At 55.4% G+C, this 15,925-nt stretch carries 16 protein-coding genes; 7 read left to right on the top strand and 9 right to left on the bottom strand.

Annotated elements, in window-relative coordinates; genetic code table 11:
- Positions 1-135: 135 nt before the first annotated feature.
- The gene (locus tag VFO10_RS08220) at positions 136-1,995 is read right to left on the bottom strand and encodes a 7TM-DISM domain-containing protein (protein ID WP_325138914.1); all 1,860 of its coding nucleotides are present in this window, start codon (positions 1,993-1,995) and stop codon (positions 136-138) included.
- Between the two features lie 14 nt (positions 1,996-2,009).
- Positions 2,010-3,866 (bottom strand): 7TM diverse intracellular signaling domain-containing protein, encoded by a 1,857-nt coding sequence (locus tag VFO10_RS08215; RefSeq protein ID WP_325138912.1) that lies wholly within the window; start codon positions 3,864-3,866, stop codon positions 2,010-2,012.
- Positions 3,867-4,166: 300 nt separating this feature from the next.
- On the opposite strand from VFO10_RS08215, the gene VFO10_RS08210 reads away from it, so the two are divergent.
- Entirely contained in the window at positions 4,167-5,828 is a 1,662-nt protein-coding gene (locus VFO10_RS08210; protein ID WP_325138910.1) for an O-antigen ligase family protein, read from the top strand.
- On the opposite strand, the gene VFO10_RS08205 is transcribed toward VFO10_RS08210, so the two are convergent.
- The gene (locus VFO10_RS08205; RefSeq protein WP_325138908.1) at positions 5,829-7,106 is read right to left on the bottom strand and encodes an Hsp70 family protein; all 1,278 of its coding nucleotides are present in this window, start codon (positions 7,104-7,106) and stop codon (positions 5,829-5,831) included.
- Positions 7,107-7,216: 110 nt separating this feature from the next.
- Here VFO10_RS08205 and VFO10_RS08200 point away from each other — a divergent pair, with 110 nt between their 5' ends.
- Positions 7,217-8,095 (top strand): fructosamine kinase family protein, encoded by an 879-nt coding sequence (locus VFO10_RS08200; protein WP_325138906.1) that lies wholly within the window; start codon positions 7,217-7,219, stop codon positions 8,093-8,095.
- Here VFO10_RS08200 and moaA read toward each other — a convergent pair.
- The 4 genes from moaA to VFO10_RS08180 form a co-directional block, all read right to left on the bottom strand.
- On the bottom strand, positions 8,068-9,045 hold the full coding sequence (gene moaA, locus VFO10_RS08195; protein WP_325138904.1) for a GTP 3',8-cyclase MoaA: 978 nt from the start codon (positions 9,043-9,045) through the stop codon (positions 8,068-8,070). The genes VFO10_RS08200 and moaA overlap by 28 nt on opposite strands.
- Before the next feature lie 13 nt (positions 9,046-9,058).
- Positions 9,059-9,436 carry a hypothetical protein gene (locus tag VFO10_RS08190; RefSeq protein WP_325138902.1) on the bottom strand — a complete coding sequence of 126 codons (378 nt, stop codon included), beginning with the start codon at positions 9,434-9,436 and terminating at the stop codon, positions 9,059-9,061.
- A complete protein-coding gene (locus VFO10_RS08185) occupies positions 9,433-9,978 on the bottom strand; it encodes a molybdenum cofactor biosynthesis protein MoaE (RefSeq protein ID WP_325138900.1) in 546 nt (181 codons plus the stop codon). Before VFO10_RS08185 ends, VFO10_RS08190 begins: the two co-directional genes overlap by 4 nt.
- A 130-nt stretch (positions 9,979-10,108) precedes the next feature.
- The gene (locus VFO10_RS08180; RefSeq protein WP_325138898.1) at positions 10,109-11,530 is read right to left on the bottom strand and encodes a hypothetical protein; all 1,422 of its coding nucleotides are present in this window, start codon (positions 11,528-11,530) and stop codon (positions 10,109-10,111) included.
- Between the two features lie 481 nt (positions 11,531-12,011).
- On the opposite strand from VFO10_RS08180, the gene purU reads away from it, so the two are divergent.
- The 5 genes from purU to VFO10_RS08155 all read left to right on the top strand — a co-directional run bounded on the left by purU (position 12,012) and on the right by VFO10_RS08155 (position 15,017).
- Positions 12,012-12,866 (top strand): formyltetrahydrofolate deformylase, encoded by an 855-nt coding sequence (gene purU, locus VFO10_RS08175; protein WP_325138896.1) that lies wholly within the window; start codon positions 12,012-12,014, stop codon positions 12,864-12,866.
- 111 nt (positions 12,867-12,977) lie between these two features.
- Positions 12,978-13,640, top strand: coding sequence for a DUF6249 domain-containing protein (locus VFO10_RS08170; protein ID WP_325138894.1), 663 nt, complete (start codon positions 12,978-12,980; stop codon positions 13,638-13,640).
- Positions 13,627-14,166: an RNA polymerase sigma factor gene (locus VFO10_RS08165; RefSeq protein WP_325138892.1), complete on the top strand. Its 540-nt coding sequence runs from the start codon at positions 13,627-13,629 to the stop codon at positions 14,164-14,166. The genes VFO10_RS08170 and VFO10_RS08165 overlap by 14 nt, the downstream gene beginning before the upstream one ends.
- Positions 14,153-14,455: a hypothetical protein gene (locus VFO10_RS08160; protein ID WP_325138891.1), complete on the top strand. Its 303-nt coding sequence runs from the start codon at positions 14,153-14,155 to the stop codon at positions 14,453-14,455. The genes VFO10_RS08165 and VFO10_RS08160 overlap by 14 nt, the downstream gene beginning before the upstream one ends.
- A 64-nt stretch (positions 14,456-14,519) precedes the next feature.
- A complete protein-coding gene (locus VFO10_RS08155) occupies positions 14,520-15,017 on the top strand; it encodes a hypothetical protein (RefSeq protein WP_325138889.1) in 498 nt (165 codons plus the stop codon).
- 3 nt (positions 15,018-15,020) lie between these two features.
- Here the strand turns inward: VFO10_RS08155 and VFO10_RS08150 are convergent, their stop codons facing one another.
- Positions 15,021-15,719, bottom strand: a complete 699-nt coding sequence (locus tag VFO10_RS08150; protein ID WP_325138887.1) for a response regulator — start codon at positions 15,717-15,719, stop codon at positions 15,021-15,023.
- Positions 15,719-15,925, bottom strand: a 207-nt coding sequence (locus VFO10_RS08145) for a hypothetical protein (protein ID WP_325138886.1), incomplete at its 5' end; no start/stop codon positions are given. The genes VFO10_RS08145 and VFO10_RS08150, both read right to left, overlap by 1 nt.

Here is a 15,925-nt window from a genome sequence, read left to right as displayed (position 1 = left end):
TATTTTTGTGGATTTTCAGAGTGCCCTATTTTGAAATGCCTGTCAAACCATCCGTTGCACCCTAACCTGAAAAGCTGGCTCGAGTCGTCGAAATTATTTCGATAATCATATTCTTTTTGGGAATATGGGATAAGGTCAGGCAGAAATCTGATGGGAATCGCGGACAGCGTCGGGCGAGAGGAGACAGTAATAAACGTGAGTGGCCGCGGGATCATCACGCATGACCACCGACGCTGCGCGCAAATCGACAGAAATGAAGTTTTTCTGCAGATGGGACGGCAGCTGCTGATAGAGCGCCGCATGCACCGTGATCACATGAGCAGGCGGCCCGTCGGGGAAGTGCAGCTTGCGAAAGGATTCATAGCGTTGCGCAAGATCCACGGCCCTTCCGCCGACCTCATACTCCACCACGCCGACTTTGGGAAAGTGCCCCTGAATATTGCCGAAGGCCAGGCCGACTGAACAAAAAATCAGCTGGCCAGGCGCCAGTTCGTCTACCTGCTTTTGAAAGATCTTCACAAAATTGAGCGCCAACTCCATCGCTCCCATGGCCGTATCCTGTCCATTCACGGTGCGGAAGGGATAACCGACGGTGCAAAGAAAACCATCACCCATTTCCTTGACCCGATAGCCAGTCGCGACCATGGACTCACCGTCGTAATGCTCGGTCAGGGCCGATTCGCAGGCCTTCAGAGAATCCTCGATAAAGCTGCGGCCACTATGACTTTCAATCAACGAACTGCGGACGATATCGAAACAGATCGCACAGGCATCGCGCTCACTCGTGGGCATGGTCTCTTCCAACGCAAGACCTTCTTTCATCATATGGATCTGATGCGGATAGAAAACTTTCTTCAGCTGACTGAACGCATGATCGTTGGCCCGCAGCGCTTCCTCTTCGGCCAGCCGCACCTTCTGACCAATGGCGAACGAGAAAAGGCTCACCTCCGCCGCGAAGCCGAGGATGACGAGGTAGCCCAGGATCGTGAAGCCCCAGAAGGCGATATTCATGACGACGACGCTGCAGCAGACGAGGAACACGCCCCAGCCTATCACAAAATAAAGAGCCGGTTTATAGCCCGACCTTAAACTGACGACCGAGGCCAGAAGACAGTAAGCCATCACCACAGGCATGCTCAGCGAAAAACCAAGCCAATGTCCGGTGACCATCGAGAACGCGGATAAAAGCAGGCAGATCAGGCCACAGACCAGCGAGGCGCGCTGGACCCTGGGGAATCTGTGCCGAATGTTGAGCGAGCTGTTGCAGAAAAGAATGAGCGCGACGCAGCCGAGAAAACCAGCGAGGCTGAGATGAGGCATATGATAGGGAATATACCCGTTGATGATGAGGAGGACGTAGAGCGCGGCTCCGCTATAGAGCATGTAAAAGACGAAAAAGATACGACGGTGGACGAGGTACATGCCGAAGTTATAGAAGATCATGGTCCCGACCGCACCATAGACGATCGCCAGCAGCATCTCGATGCCCCGCCATTCCTCTTCGAGCGTTTGAAAATCAAGCATCCGCACGCCCTTGGCCTGACCCGTCTGGGTCGAAGCGGAGTGCCGCATCCCGACCATGCGATGCACGCCGGGCGGCAGATCTATATAGAAAGTGTCGCCCCAGCGCGGGTAGCGCTTCAGGGCAACGAGGCGACCGTCTTTCAGGAGCCAGAGGTTGGATTTCATGAACCAGAGCGGGAAGCGGACGTAAACGGTCTGCGCGCGTCCGCTCACGTTATGGACGACATAGGAAAAATAGAGGTTCTGATTATACTTCACTTCAAAAATATGGGTCTTCTCGTAGCGGCGTTCCCTCAGGATATCGAGCAGTTCAGTTTCGGTCAGCTCCTGCTCGAAATTGCCGATGCGGTAATCGTGGGCCTGGCCCACCGAGAAACGATCCGCGTCGATGACAAAGGTCGGTTCTTCCTCAGCGGCCTGAACCATCTGAAGAGAAAAAACCCAGCTGATGAGAATCAGCCATCGGATCATGAACGCTCCTTGATTCAACTCGCCGCCCGATCGGATTCGATGATGTCCTCGGGCTGCATGAGCCAGTAATAAGTCTTCGCTGCAGCCAGATCATCCCGCACGACCATATGCGTGCGATGCAGATCGACTTCCTGGAATTTGGCCTGAAGCTCGGGCGGGAGCTGTTCATAAACTTTTTCATGCAAAGTCAAAATATGCCCGGGGACGCCCTGAGGGAAGAGCTGACGCCGGAACGATTCATAGCGGGTGGCCAGGATCACGGCGCGCCCGTATACATCGTATTCAATCGTTCCGACCTTGGGAAAATATCCTTCCAGCGAATCCATGGCGATCCCGATTGAACAATAGACCGGCGCATGGTCGAGCATCTGATTGACCTGATTTTGAAAGATGTGGATGAAGCGAAGGCTCAGTTCCACCGCGCAGGCGGCGGCCACCACGCCGTCAGGCAGCTGGAAGGGATAACCCACCGAGCAAAGGAACCCGTCGCCCACTTCCTTGATGCGGTAGCCGTTGGCCCGCAGACGTTCAGGATCATAGTTTTCGTTGATGATCGAGACGCAGCTTTTGATGGAATTCTCAATGAAGGCCTTGGCCTTCGGTTGCTGGATCTTCGAACTTTCAATGATATCAAAGCTGATTACCGCCGCCTGGCCCCTGCCGGTGGGCATGGTCTTCTCGAGCTCGGTCCCGCTTTTGATCTGTTCGATCTGATGCGGGTAGAACACCTTTTTCAGCTGATTGAAGGCATGTTCACTTTCCCGCAGAGCCCTCTGCTCGGAGAGGCGCACCTTCTGACCGATGGCGAAGGAGAAAAAGCAGATTTCCAGGGCAAAACCATAAGGCGCGAGATTGGCGAAGACCTGCGTTCCAAAGAAGGTGACGTTCAGCACCGCGAGCAGCGCCGAGATCATCAGCCCCACCCAGCCGATGACGAGATAAACCGCCGGGCGGAAACCATCGAGGGCCCGATTCACGGATGTATACACACAGAAAAGAAGGACGAGCGGCATGCTGATGGCGATCATGGTCCACGCCGGGTAAAGCAGCATGGTCGTCGCAAAAATCCCACAGTAGGCGATCAAAGCCAGTGATATTTTATAAAGCCGCGGTTTGGTGCTGCGCAGCGAAAGAGCGCTATTGCTGAAGAGCAAAAGACCCAGACCGGACACAGCCAGCCCCACGCCCAGACGCGGCAGATCCCACGGCAGGTAGCCGGAAAAAATCGCGATGCAGTACATGGCCGCAGCGCTATAGATGGTGTAATAGAGAAAGTAGATGCGGCGGAAAAAGAGATACATCCCGAAATTATAGAGCACCATGATCGCCACCGCACCGACGAGCCCACCCATGAGGTGCTGTTCGGTCGTGACCATCCAGGCGCTGTGTTCAAAATCATGCATGGTGATGGTCGTGGCGCGGCCCCGCACATCCCCACCGCTCAGCCGCATGCCAAGGATCATCGAACGGCCGGGCGGAAGTTCGGTATACAGCATATCGAAGACGACCGGATAACGGCTGAAGGGCTTTAAGCTGCCTTCTGTGTAAAGCCAGGCCTTGGTCATGGGCATGAGCAGCGGAAAGCGCATGAAGGCGCGCGTCGGCACCGGATTACGATTTTCGACAGTCAGGACCCAGTACGAGTATTTCCGGTACTGCATCTCATACTGCGTGGAAAACTCGTAGCGTTTCTCATGAAAGATGCGGAGCATTTCCTCTTCCGTGAGTTCCGCGTCATGAATCCCGGCATTGTACACAAACTGCTGGCGGGCGGAAAAGGACTCGCCTTCAATGACAAAATTCACCGCGTCCTCGGCCAGGGCTGGGCCGGGGACAGCGAGAAGCATCAGGAATAGAACCCACAAATTCATGTAACACTCCAGCCCTGTTCATCGGCACAAATTCTGTGCGACCGAGGCCTTGAGCGCGATGGACTTGACAGGATGCAACGCCACGTCTATAAAACGACGCATCCAGCCGATATTATGGGTAAAAATAGCGATTTACCGGGCAAAAAAAGCTCTTACTTTAAGATAAGAAGCACGCGCGTAGGCCGGCTGCGGTCGTCCTTCGCTTTGGTGGTGGCTGGGGCATTGTTTATTTCCTTACACTCGGATTTTCCTGTATCTTGAGAAGAGGATGCGTGTGAGATTCGAGAGCAGGGAGTTACCATGTTGGTCGGACTATTTCTTGGTCTTTTGTTAAGCTCCACACTCGGCTTCTTTCCTGGGCTTCAGGACCCTTATATTCCCGCGCGACTGATCGGACTTTTGGCGTTAACAGGGGCGGCGTGCCTGGCCATCATCTTCGATCGCACGCTGCGTGAGCGCCTGCGTGAGCTTACGGTTCTGCTGGGCGTCATCGTCGGCTGGAGCATCCTGCAGGTGGCTTTGGATCTTCTCAGGTCCGGAGCGGGCAGCACATCCATGGGAATCAGTCGTGACATCACCCTGATCTGCGTCAGCTTCCTCAGCCTCCATCTTTTGAAAAAAGAGGAGAATTTCCTCTATACTTTAGGCTGGCTCAACACCCTTTTGGCTGTAAACATCGCCGGCCTTGGGCTGGGGCAGTTGGCTGGGGCGTCGCTCCCCTGGTTCCCATCGAGTGGACTCGGGCCGGAGACCCTGACCAACATCAATGTCATCGCCCAGTATTTGGGTTTCAGCCTCGCCCTTGGTCTTTATCTTCTGTCCCGCGAAAAAGATTTTCTGCCTCGTGCGATTCTGATCCTCGCCTGCGGCTGCATGCTCGCCTATCCCCTTCTCATCGTGTGTCGCTCGGTGTTGATCGGCGTCTGCCTTCTGCTGGCTTTCGCGATCATCTCGCAGCGTTTGCAGGGGAAGGAGGCGATCGCCATCGTGCTCGCCACGGCGCTCTTCAGTTTTTTCATCGCGCGTCCGGTTTTGAAACAATTCGAAGGCAGTAAACCGCACTTCGTCAACAGCGCGACCCAGGCCACCGATGCGGCCATCCTGAATCAAACGTTCGGCAGCATGTCCGGCCGCATTTTCCTTTGGCAAAGAACGATGGATATGATCAAGGACAGACCCTGGCTGGGCTTTGGTCGCGGCAGCTACGAGCTGGCGTCCTCCGCTTATGTGCTGAAAGACGCCTCCCCTTTCCGTTCGGAATCGCGGGTCGTGGATAATCCGCAGAATGAGCTTCTGAGGCTCTGCAGCGAACTGGGGCTGCCGCTGGGTGCCGCGCTCGTGCTGGGTTTTCTGGGGCTTTTGGCCAAGGCTTTGGCCGCCGCGCATCGCTTTGGTGATCCCGAGGACAGAGCCGTGCTGGCCGCGAATCTTGGCTTCATCCTTCTGACCGAATCCATCTTTCAGTTTCCGCTGATGATGCCGGTTGGAATTATTTTCTTTGCTTTGCTCATAAGTCTTCTCTGCAGTCTTTTGCCACCGCTTCGGCTGCGCGCTCTGCCTTTGCCCTGGGCCCGCATGGGAATGGGCATCGTGGCCCTGCTTCTGATGCTGCAGGCCTCGCGACTCGCCTGGGCAGAGTACGCCGCATCCCACCCGACCATGGCCAGTCGTGACGTGGAACGCGCATGCAAACTGATGCCCGAGCACTGGCGTGTGTGCCTGCGTTACAGCAAGGAGCTGATGGATGCGGGGCGCTGGCAGGAGGCGGCCGCTTTGAATATGCGGCGTCTTGAGAAATATCCTGGTTTTCATCCCAGCGAACGCGTGGCCGCGTTGAGCGCGTGGAATCAGGGTCACATCGCCGATGCCTGCGCTCTGGCGAAACGCTATCAGCAGCAGTTCCTGGGCCAGAGCAGCCTGGAGTTCATCAGCAAACACTGCGAAGACATCATGCGCGATTGATCAGCGGCCGTCCTTCGCAATCTGCACCGCACGTTCCGCAAGGCCGTTGATGACGGCATGGAACGGCATGTGCTGCTGCAGCTTCTCGGCCCCGAGCCTTTGCGCCAGCGCTTCGGAGATCGCGCCGAGGCGGGCCGTACCCCCCGTGCAGCAGACGATATCAATATCATCATAAGCAAGGCCGGCCTGCGCCACGGTCTGATCCAGGCTCTTCAGAATGTTTTGCACCAGCGGTGTTGAAAACTGTCGGAATTGATCGCGGGGCAGTCCCAGATGCAGATCAATGCCGGGATATTCGTAGTTGATGGGACCGACTTCCATGGCGGAAAGGGCTTTTTTTCCCTCTTCGATACATTGGAAAAGGTGATAGCCCTGACGTTCCTCGACCAGAATCCGCAGGCGATCCAGGATCAGACCATCGTCCTGTCCGACGCTCCAATCATCGAGCTTTCTGAAAAACTCCAGGTAATCCTGGCGACCGAGCAACAGCAGGTCGGCAGGCGAACACATCTTCCGCACCAAGGCTTTCGGCAGGCTCAGCACATTGGAACTGAAGGGCATGCGATATTCGATTTTCGAACCGAAATAAGGCGCGACCACGTTCTCCATGATGCTGCCATCAAACGCATCCCCGGCGATCGACAGACCACCCAGGGCCAGGACGTCCTCAGGCGCAAAGCCTTCCGGCCGCATGCGGACGATCGTGAAGTCGCTCGTTCCACCGCCGAAGTCCGCGATCAGAACCGTACGCGCGCGATCGAGCTGGCTGGCGAAATGATGCGCGGCCGCCACGGGCTCAGGACAGAAGGCGACTTCTTTGAAACCGGCCAGCTGCGCGGCTTTCTCCAAGCGATTCAGAGCCTGCTGATGCAGTTCAGGCTGCGGGGAAAAAAGCGCCGGATGGCCGAGCACGACCGATTCCAGAGATTGATTCAAATGCTTTTCCGCGCGCGTGCGGATCGTGCGCATCAGGCGTCCCAGAAGATCTTCCAGCGAATGAAAGATGCCATGCACCTGCGTGCCGGAAAAAACCGGATCGGGCAGGAATTTTTTCAAAGACCGAAAAATACGGCCTTCCGCGCCGAAATCGTAGTATTTGCTGATGGCGTCTTCACCGAAATCCCATTCCTGACGGGCCGGAGAATAGAGCACACTGCGAAGTATCGTAGGATCGTCATGACTGGGATCAATCGGCAGGGGCTCGGTACGTCCCTTCGCAGTAGCAGCGGCCACAAGAGAGTTGGAAGTTCCGAAGTCGATGGCCAGCCATGTTTTCATCTATTGTCCCCCAGAAAAAGGATCTGCATATTGACCACAGCTATCCCCAAAAGCCAAGCGTTTCCTCGCGGGCGGTCGGGCTATGCGTCCTCATTCCATTGTAGGGGGTAATGTTGGGAAAAATCCCGGATTTTGATATCAGCCAGCTGCAAAAACTCAAGAAGGCCGATGGGGCCAGTCAGACCCCGGCGTATTTCGGAATCATGGCGGATGGACGCAAAGTCTTTGTCAAAGAGGACCGCGAAGGCACAGGCCTTTTGGAGGCGGAAGCCGATGGCCTCATGGCCTTGCGGAATGCGGACGCACTGCGGGTACCTGAGATTATTTTTCGTTCGCGGCATTGGCTCGTCATGGAAGCGATCGAACGCGAGGCGGCCGGTGATGCTTTCTGGACCTTACTGGCGGAAGGATTGGTGCGACTGCATCGGACGACCGGCCCCTGGGGCTGGCCGCGGAATAATTTTATCGGCCGGAGCCCTCAGTATAATAAGGGTGCGCAGAACTCATGGGCGGAATTTTTCTGGGAGCAAAGGATACTGCCGCAGCTTGATGGGCTGCGCGCGCGGGAAATTTGGACGGCCGCGGAAGAAAAGTGGCTCGCGGTCCTTGAGTATCATGTGAAGCGGATCCTCGCCGATGTTCACGAGCCGCCTTCCCTGCTGCACGGTGATCTTTGGTCCGGCAATGTCCTTTGCGGGTGGCAGCAGACGCCGATTCTTATAGACCCGGCCGTTTACCTGGGCCATCGCGAAACCGATCTGGCCATGACCGAACTCTTCGGAGGTTTCGCCCGCAGTTTTTATCAGCGTTATAAGGAACTCTGGCCGCTCGCGCCCGGTTATCCCGCAAGGCGACTCGTTTATAACTTTTATCATAAACTGAATCACGCCAACCTTTATGGCAGCGGCTATATCTGGGATGTGAAGAAGACCCTGCTGGATATCGTGAAGCTGGCGGACGTTCAACCGCCCATGGCCGAGAACGTTTGATTGTTGCCGAAGCTGCCGGTTTCGAGGGCGTGGGAAATGGCCTTGCCCAAAAGCGCCCGTTCGATGGTCTGGGTCAGTTCCGTCAGCTGCGCGCTTTCCTGCATCAAAGGCCGAAGATCCTGCTCGCCATCACCGAAGAGGCAAAGGCGCAGGCCGCCGCGACTCGTTACGCGCAAACGGTTGCAGGACTGACAGAAATTGCGAGCGTAAGGCGCGATCACACCAAGACGCCCGAGATATTCGGGATGCAGAAATTCCTGGGCCGGTCCACCGTCCTCATCCCGAGGAATCGGCATCCAACCGCGATCCAAAAGTCGATCGCGGAGCTTCTGGCTGCTGATGAAATGATCCTGGAAAAAGCGGGCATTGCCGCCGGTCGGCATCAGCTCGATCCACCTGACCGTGACCGGCCGCAGGCGGATCCACTCGGAGAAACGATCGAGTTCCTCTTCCCAGGTGCCACGCATCAGAACGGAATTCACCTTCACCGATTTGAAGGGCAGTTCCAAAGCGCGATCAATACCATCCAGAACGCGAGGCAGCATGTCCTGTCCGGTAAAATCAGCAAAACGCTGGGGATCCAGCGAATCCACGCTGATGTTGAGAGACTTCAATCCGGCTTCATAGAGCGAGGTCGCCAGGTGTTCCAATCGGTAGCCATTGGTGGAAAGCGCCACGGTTTGAATGCCAGGAGTTTCAGAAATCATGCGGGTGATATCGACGATATCGCGTCTGAGAGTCGGCTCGCCACCGGTCAGCCGCACCTTCTGACAACCAAGGTTGGCAAAGGCGGTGACGAGCTGTCTGATTTCATTCTGATTTAAAAAGGGCGCGCAGCCCGCGGGCTTTTGATAGCCGTTCGGCAGGCAATACCCACAGCGAAAATTACAAGCATCCGTCACCGAGAGGCGCAGATACGGAAACTTGCGTCCGTGGGTATCCTGCAGCATGAACGTTCCCTTTTTATATCCAGTCCTGTGTTTCCACAGGCTGCTGATGACGATCGGATTTGTTGCGATTGCGGAAGGCGTCTATATCGATCGACCATTCCACATCCTGACCCTGGGCACTGAATTCGGTCCAGGTGATGGCTGCATCGCGGCGACCATACTGTTCCAACAGCTCGATGAAATCCGTGCGCGGCACCACCACGAGCAGGTCCAGACCGTCCCCGCGCACCCGAGGCCTTGCGGCATCGGCGCTCAAAATCATGCTGACACGAAGGGCCGCACCCGTCACCCAGGAAATGGTTATGGTTAGTTGGTTCACCTGCAGCAGCGTTTCCGCTTCCCCACCGTTCAAACGCAGTCGGATGTTGCCATCGCCCAAACGAATGTTCATACGGATTCTCCCGTTCCCTGGGGTGGATGATGATGCGCGTGCCCCTGCTCCAAGGTGTGACCTGACTGCGCTTCACGCCAGCCCGTGATGTGGCGATGATCGTGCTGGCAAAGCGCGTGGCCCTGAACCCAGTCGCTGGAGCCGTCGCTATAATGTTCCTTCTTCCAGATCGGCGACCTGTGCTTGAGCTCTTCGATGATGTAGCGCGATATTTCGTAAGCCTCGGCCCGATGCCGCGTCGACACCAAAAGCGCGACGCTGATATCACCAATGCCCAGACTGCCGGTTCGATGAACTATCGTGACGTGCATATCCTGGCCCCAGGTGGCCTGGGCTTCCGTACAGAATTCACGAAAGGTTTGCTCGGCCAGGGGAACAAAGGCGTCGTATTCAATTCCAGTCACTGTGCGGCCCAGATTGATGTCCCGTACAACTCCGAAAAAGCTGACCTGAGCGCCGTGATGGGAAGCGCCGTGGCCACGCAGCAGGGCCGCCGTATCTATGGGTTTGTCGGTGATACGCACCTGAATCGTATCGGACATTCTTGGCGCTCCTTTTTTTTCCAAGACCTCGTTCGGAGAGAAAGACTGGGGAATCAAATACCACATTAAACCTTTCCATCCAAGTCTTTGACTATGGATGAAAATTCCTGGCCTTCCCGCGTTCAGCGCTTCACTGGCCCATTGGGCACCAGGGCTCTTGCTGAGGCTTACTCGGCCTTTTTCCCGATCCCTCCAGGGAAGACGTCACTTCCCGGTTCCCGCTCATGCGGTCACCTTTGAGATTCTCTGAGGACGTTCCCACTGAAAAGCTGCCGGAAGAGGACAAGGTTTGATGTCCTTTCGCAGCCAACCTGGCAGCTGCCAGATCCAGTGAGGAGTTTATGATTTCCTTGCGGCTTTTTTTCACAGCCCTGTTTTCGGTAAAGCAGCCAAGAAAGGCGGAAAGTGTGTCGCGACTTACGACCAGTCCGCAGGTCCCGCACGAATGCGTGCGTTCACTCAGGGCTTTCTTCCTCACTTCACCACAAAGGCAGGTCTGAGACAAACGCGTCTGAAAAGTGTTGATCAATTCCCCACGACCTCCGAGCTTTTCAGCTGTTCGGAAAAGTGATGCCTTCAGGCTGGCCGGGGCGGATTCTCCAACGGATTTTCCGTAACGCTTTTGCAGGGCCTTGTAACTGATATGTTCAAGCTTGACCACCTGCCCAAGCTGCGTGATTTCATAGGCGCGATGGCCGAGCACGCTTTTTCTATGACACGCCATCCGGCGGTCTCTATCTTTCTTCTTAAGCGCCAGCTTCTGATAGTTCTTCGTCTTGTTAAGACGCGTGCCTTTCCTCAGGGTTCCTGACTTGAAAGCAGCCCTGTTATTCATACGCAAAGAACGGGACATCTTCCGCTGCAGGGCTTTGCATTCCGTCATCAATCCTTTAAGGCTGACCGGCATGATGCGATCCTCGAAGGAGATGACCTCGTTGGAAACGGCTATCCTTTGCGGCCCAAAATCGACGGATACATTGTGTCCCGAAAAATCCTTTCCAAAGCGGGATTCCAGACGAGCCTTATGCCGTCTTTCTTTTTCCGTATCACGGAAGGCTTCGCCTTCCAGACAGATCTGAACAAACCAGCGCGGTCTTCCGCCAATACTTCTTTTAAAGATCTGGCTGCTCTTGATTCTATGATCCAGGGCATGACGGTGATAAGGATTTTCCTGATCAATACTGAGCCGGTAGTGTTTCTTCCTAAAGATCAGACAGGCTGTCTCACCTGCAACTTTGATCTGGGGACTTTCCTTGTTCGATGAACCCTTCAGAGAAAAATCAGAGCCCTTTCTTTTGAAGCGGCATCGTTTGGCCTTGCCAAACATTTTTCGTTCCACGGCCCGGAAGGCCCGCTTCCCTATTTCCTGAGCAACCTTGGAGGGAATATAAATATCAAAGTCCACGCTGCCACTTCGCAATTGGGAAGCCAGCGAGATTGCGGCGAACTCACTCAAACCATGGTCAAGACGAAGTTGAGCAAAGTCCGCCTTCCTCCGCGAATCCGTTTTCGATAGAAGCAACGTGTCCTTGTATTTTCGGCTCTGTTTCATCTGTGAAAGACTGCTGAGCAATTTTCCCAGCACGGCATTATAGAGCTTCCGCCCATGTTCCTCCGCTTGCCGCAGCGAGTGGAAGTCATCTGGAGATGAAAGAATCTCCGTCTCGAACACAAAGGTTTTCGTCCTGGATCTCGCCAACACATCCTCCAACCGAACAAATGTATGGATGTCGATGACATCTGGCAAGAAGAAAAATCAAAAAATCTCCGATGATGGGAGATAGCCAGGTCCTCTGACATCCAGCCAAAGCTTTCTGCTTCCGCGCCACCTCGGGAAAGCTTATGGCTGGAGTACGTCGGACACGTGATCGACGGGGCCGCGAAAAGGGGATTTCCAAAAAAGGGAAGAAGTCCAGCGGCCTTCACAAACCTTCCTGCAGCGCAGGTCCGTGGAACCCGCCCGGGCGATGACATTTGAAAAGCGCCAGGGGTTCTGGCAAACTGAAGGGCAGTCTCATGCAGGGGGAATAACGATGGAATCGGTGCGGGCGATACTGCTGGCCAGTTGTCGGGATCAAAGGGGTGTGGTGGCCGGGCTTTCCCAATTCATTTATGAAAATAACGGCAACATCACCGATGCCGATCAGCATCGCGATCCTGAAGCGGATATTTTCTGCACCCGCCTGGAATGGGAACTCGATGGTTTTCGTTTGCCACGGGAACGCATCGCGACCGAATTCTCCAGCACAGCGAAAAAATTGGGGCTGACCTGGTCGCTGCATTTCACCGATCAGCGTCCGAAGCTTTCCATCTGGGTCAGCAAGCAGGATCATTGTTTACTCGATCTGCTCGGTCGGCAGCGCAGCGGTGATCTCAGGGCCGATATCGGTCTGATCGTCAGCAATCATCCGGACCTGGGCGCGATCGCCGAACAGTTCCACGTGCCCTTCGTCCATCTGCCGATCACGGGGACCAACAAAGCCGAGCAGGAAAAAAAAGCCCTCGAACTTTTGAAGCAGCACCAGATCGAACTCGTGGTGCTGGCCAAGTACATGCAGGTGCTCAGCCCGGATTTTCTGAAAGCCTTTCCCCAGGTCATCAATATTCATCACTCGTTTCTGCCGGCATTTCCCGGCGCCAGTCCCTATCATCAGGCCTTCAGCCGCGGCGTGAAAATCATCGGCGCCACCGCGCATTATGTGACCCAGGATCTGGATGAAGGCCCCATCATCGAACAGGATGTGGGCCGCGTCAGTCATCGCGACAATATCAAGGCCCTGGTGCGCAAGGGTAAGGATCTGGAAAAAATCGTGCTGGCCCGGGCCGTTTATCAGCATGTGGAGCACCGGGTCCTGGTCTATGGCAACAAAACCGTGGTCTTTGATTAACCAATGAAATCAGGGCTCTAAAAAAATTCCTGAGGCGCTGCATCCAGGTCCGGGGCGGGCTGGCTCTTAACGAACAGAAACATGAACCCTGCCCTCTGGGAGCCAAACTTTATGAAACGTCCCTTCCGAACCTTACGTCTGATCCTGATGACCTTCGGCCTCAGCCTTTATTTCATGGGAACACCGGGGTCGGCCGCGCCGATCGAAGAACGCCAGGGCGTGATCACCGAGCCCGCTCCGGGCGACACCCAAGCCGCAAAGGATGTCGTGCTGCTCGGCACCACGCCTCTGCCGCCGGAGGTGCTGAATAAATTGGAACCGCACCAGATCGTGGAAATTCTGGAACGCCAGGCCGCAACCCCCAAAAGCACAGCCCAGATTATTTTCAATGAATCGTTTTTGATTCCCGGCATCGTCTTCGGCAGCATGACGATCGTCTCGTTTTTCATGCTCTATTTTTCGTATCGCAAAAGGCGCGACATGCTCGACACCGTGCGCGCCGCGATTCAAAGCGGCCAGACCCTGCCGGCTTCCTTTCTGGACGCCTTGGACAATAAATCCAAGCCCTCGCCTGACAGTGATCTGCGCAAGGCCGTGCTTTTGATCGCGCTCGGACTTTCGGGAATGACTGTGCTGGCCACCCTTACTGATCAACAGGCCGGGCGGGCCTGGGCGATCGGCCTTGTACCCACGCTGCTGGGCGTCGGCTATCTTTTCCTCTGGAAGCAATCACAGAAAAGACAGAAAGCCGGTTCGCACGATGAGCCTCGATGAAACGCAGCTGATCAGCCGGGTTCTGACGGAAGACGATCGCCACGCCTTTCGTCAGCTCGTTCTTTTGCATCAATCCGCGATCCGCGTGTTTCTGCGCCGCCTGCTGGTCGATCCTTCTCTGGCAGATGATTGCGCCCAAGAAACCTGGCTGATCGCCTATCAAAAACTCAGCAGCTGGCGCGGCGGCAGTTTTCGTTCGTGGCTCTTCACCATAGCTTTTCGCAAGGCCCTGCGCATGAAAGGTCGTGATGGACGCCTCGATTTTCTGGAATCGTTGGATGAGCATGGAGCCCCGGCGCCGCCCGAGGGTCTCAGGCTCGATCTGGAAAAGGCCATGCAGCATCTTTCTCCGGGCGAACGAACCTGTCTGCATCTGATGGGCTGTGAAGAGATGACCCATGAAGACATCAGCGAGCTGCTGGGTATGCCGCTCGGAACTGTGAAGTCGCACATACTTCGCGGCAAGGAAAAATTACGCCGACTCTTATCCGGCGTGACCGAGGAGAACATTCATGCAAGACGATGATATCTTCCAACGCATTCAGAGTGAAACGGTCTATCTTCCAGATGACGGCTTCAGTCAGAAGGTGATGCTGTCCCTGCCGCAGCCGCGGCGTTATCGGCAAAGGGTCATCGGGATCAGCTGGGCCCTGGCCCTGCTCCTTGGCCTTTACCTTTGGGGCAGCGGTGGCCGCATCTTGACTCTCTTTTCGCTCGAACCGGCCGTGCTCTTAAGTGCCGCAACCCTTGGCTTTTGGGCGATCCTCGGCCTCTTTGTTTTTGTCGCGAAGGATGAAGGGATCCTGGATGTCTAACGGCAACTTGCCGTCATCCTGCGCTTGGAGTATATACTCCACGATCTTCAACCAGGAGAAACCCATGCGCATCCCTTCTTTTCAAGCTCTCTGCCTGGCCGCTCTTCTGTCCACGCCCGCGGCGGCCGCCACGACCTTTGAATTCATTCCGAATACGTCCGAACTGGTGCCTGTGCTCTGGAATTATCGCGAAGTGGCCACGCGCACGGTGATTGGCTGCCGTCAATGGGATGTGCTGCAGGGAACAGGCTGGTTTCAGGCCACCTGGTACAGCGACTACACACCCGCGCTGCAGGGCTCGGTTTATACCGTGACGCCCAAGCAAAAACTGGCGGCAAAAATCTGTGCGGCAAAGATGGATCCGTATAATAGCGTACGCATGGAAATGGGCGAACTGCGTGGATCCTTTTCCATCAACCCTGATGGCCTTGCATCCGAAACCAGCATAAGCTGCCGCCCCAATCCCGAAGGAGCGGAGTATACGAGCCTCAGCTGTGACGAGGCTCATGTTTTCGTGCCGGAGAATGGGAGCGTGCGCATCCATATTCGCTTCGAGGAATGAAGGTCACGACGCCTGGTTGATGGTAACCCATTTGATGAAGGCGGAATTGCTGGCCAGAGCTTTTTTGGTAAGGGAGTCGAATTCAAAACCGGCGTTCAGCCGTTCGCCGAGCATGGCCCGCCAGCGACAGTGCATGTAGCCTTTAATTTCCTGACCGTCGATCTGCAGCACGAACTGGACGGTGGACATGGGTTCGATGCTCGCATCGAGACAGACGCCGATGCCGCCGTTACTCATGTTCAAAATATCACCGGCCACTGTGTCACGACCGTTCGAGAGTTCGATGCGCTGCGAAGTCTGATCCAGTTTCTGCCTGAGAAATTTTCTTTGTTTCGAGACATCCACTTGCAAATCGTTGTTCCTCAGAAATTCAATGAAATGTTCAGCGTCAAAGGGCTTGGTGATCACACCGGAAATGCCTGCTTTGAACAAAACATCGGCCGATACGGAACTGTCACCCGTCATGATCACGACAGGGATGCCGGTATTGTGTTTGATCGCGAAAGCCAGCTCGTCACCACGCATCTCGGGCATGCGGTAGTCGGTGAGCACGCAGTCGATCGGTTCCTTGATGTTTTTAATGATGCGCAGGGCCTCGAAAGCGCTCGGCGCGGTCAACACGTCGAATCCGGCCGCGGTCATCGAAGCCCGCAGGGACTCAAGGAAATCATCTTCATCATCGACCAACAGAACTTTTCCCATCAGCTTGCCTTCAAATCCTTGAGCTTCATCAACTGATCAGCCAGTTGATTCACATGCGCTTCGTCCATGCCAAACTTCTTCGCGTAGGCCATCAGCACGGGCTCCTCCATGCGCGTGGGCTGGAGCAGTATCCAATGCAGAAACTGGTTGCCGAGCGCGACGACCTGCTGGAGCGTCACCTGCCTCTGGGCGCTATCGTCATCCAT

Origin of the sequence: Oligoflexus sp. (assembly GCF_035712445.1) — a bacterium.
GTDB lineage: Bacteria > Bdellovibrionota_B > Oligoflexia > Oligoflexales > Oligoflexaceae > Oligoflexus.
This window is presented reverse-complemented; position numbering and strand designations above follow the sequence as displayed.

Coding starts and splice junctions, on each gene's coding strand:
- VFO10_RS08215 (WP_325138912.1), bottom strand. CDS start 3,866: ATGAATTTGTGGGTTCTATTCCTGATGCTTCTCGCTGTCCCCGGCCCA.
- VFO10_RS08205 (WP_325138908.1), bottom strand. CDS start 7,106: ATGAAAACATGGCTGGCCATCGACTTCGGAACTTCCAACTCTCTTGTG.
- VFO10_RS08185 (WP_325138900.1), bottom strand. CDS start 9,978: ATGTCCGATACGATTCAGGTGCGTATCACCGACAAACCCATAGATACG.
- VFO10_RS08190 (WP_325138902.1), bottom strand. CDS start 9,436: ATGAACATTCGTTTGGGCGATGGCAACATCCGACTGCGTTTGAACGGT.
- VFO10_RS08160 (WP_325138891.1), top strand. CDS start 14,153: ATGCAAGACGATGATATCTTCCAACGCATTCAGAGTGAAACGGTCTAT.
- VFO10_RS08180 (WP_325138898.1), bottom strand. CDS start 11,530: ATGAAACAGAGCCGAAAATACAAGGACACGTTGCTTCTATCGAAAACG.
- purU (WP_325138896.1), top strand. CDS start 12,012: ATGGAATCGGTGCGGGCGATACTGCTGGCCAGTTGTCGGGATCAAAGG.
- VFO10_RS08170 (WP_325138894.1), top strand. CDS start 12,978: ATGAAACGTCCCTTCCGAACCTTACGTCTGATCCTGATGACCTTCGGC.
- VFO10_RS08200 (WP_325138906.1), top strand. CDS start 7,217: ATGTTGGGAAAAATCCCGGATTTTGATATCAGCCAGCTGCAAAAACTC.
- VFO10_RS08165 (WP_325138892.1), top strand. CDS start 13,627: ATGAGCCTCGATGAAACGCAGCTGATCAGCCGGGTTCTGACGGAAGAC.
- VFO10_RS08150 (WP_325138887.1), bottom strand. CDS start 15,719: ATGGGAAAAGTTCTGTTGGTCGATGATGAAGATGATTTCCTTGAGTCC.
- VFO10_RS08155 (WP_325138889.1), top strand. CDS start 14,520: ATGCGCATCCCTTCTTTTCAAGCTCTCTGCCTGGCCGCTCTTCTGTCC.
- VFO10_RS08220 (WP_325138914.1), bottom strand. CDS start 1,995: ATGATCCGATGGCTGATTCTCATCAGCTGGGTTTTTTCTCTTCAGATG.
- VFO10_RS08210 (WP_325138910.1), top strand. CDS start 4,167: ATGTTGGTCGGACTATTTCTTGGTCTTTTGTTAAGCTCCACACTCGGC.
- moaA (WP_325138904.1), bottom strand. CDS start 9,045: ATGCTGCAGGATACCCACGGACGCAAGTTTCCGTATCTGCGCCTCTCG.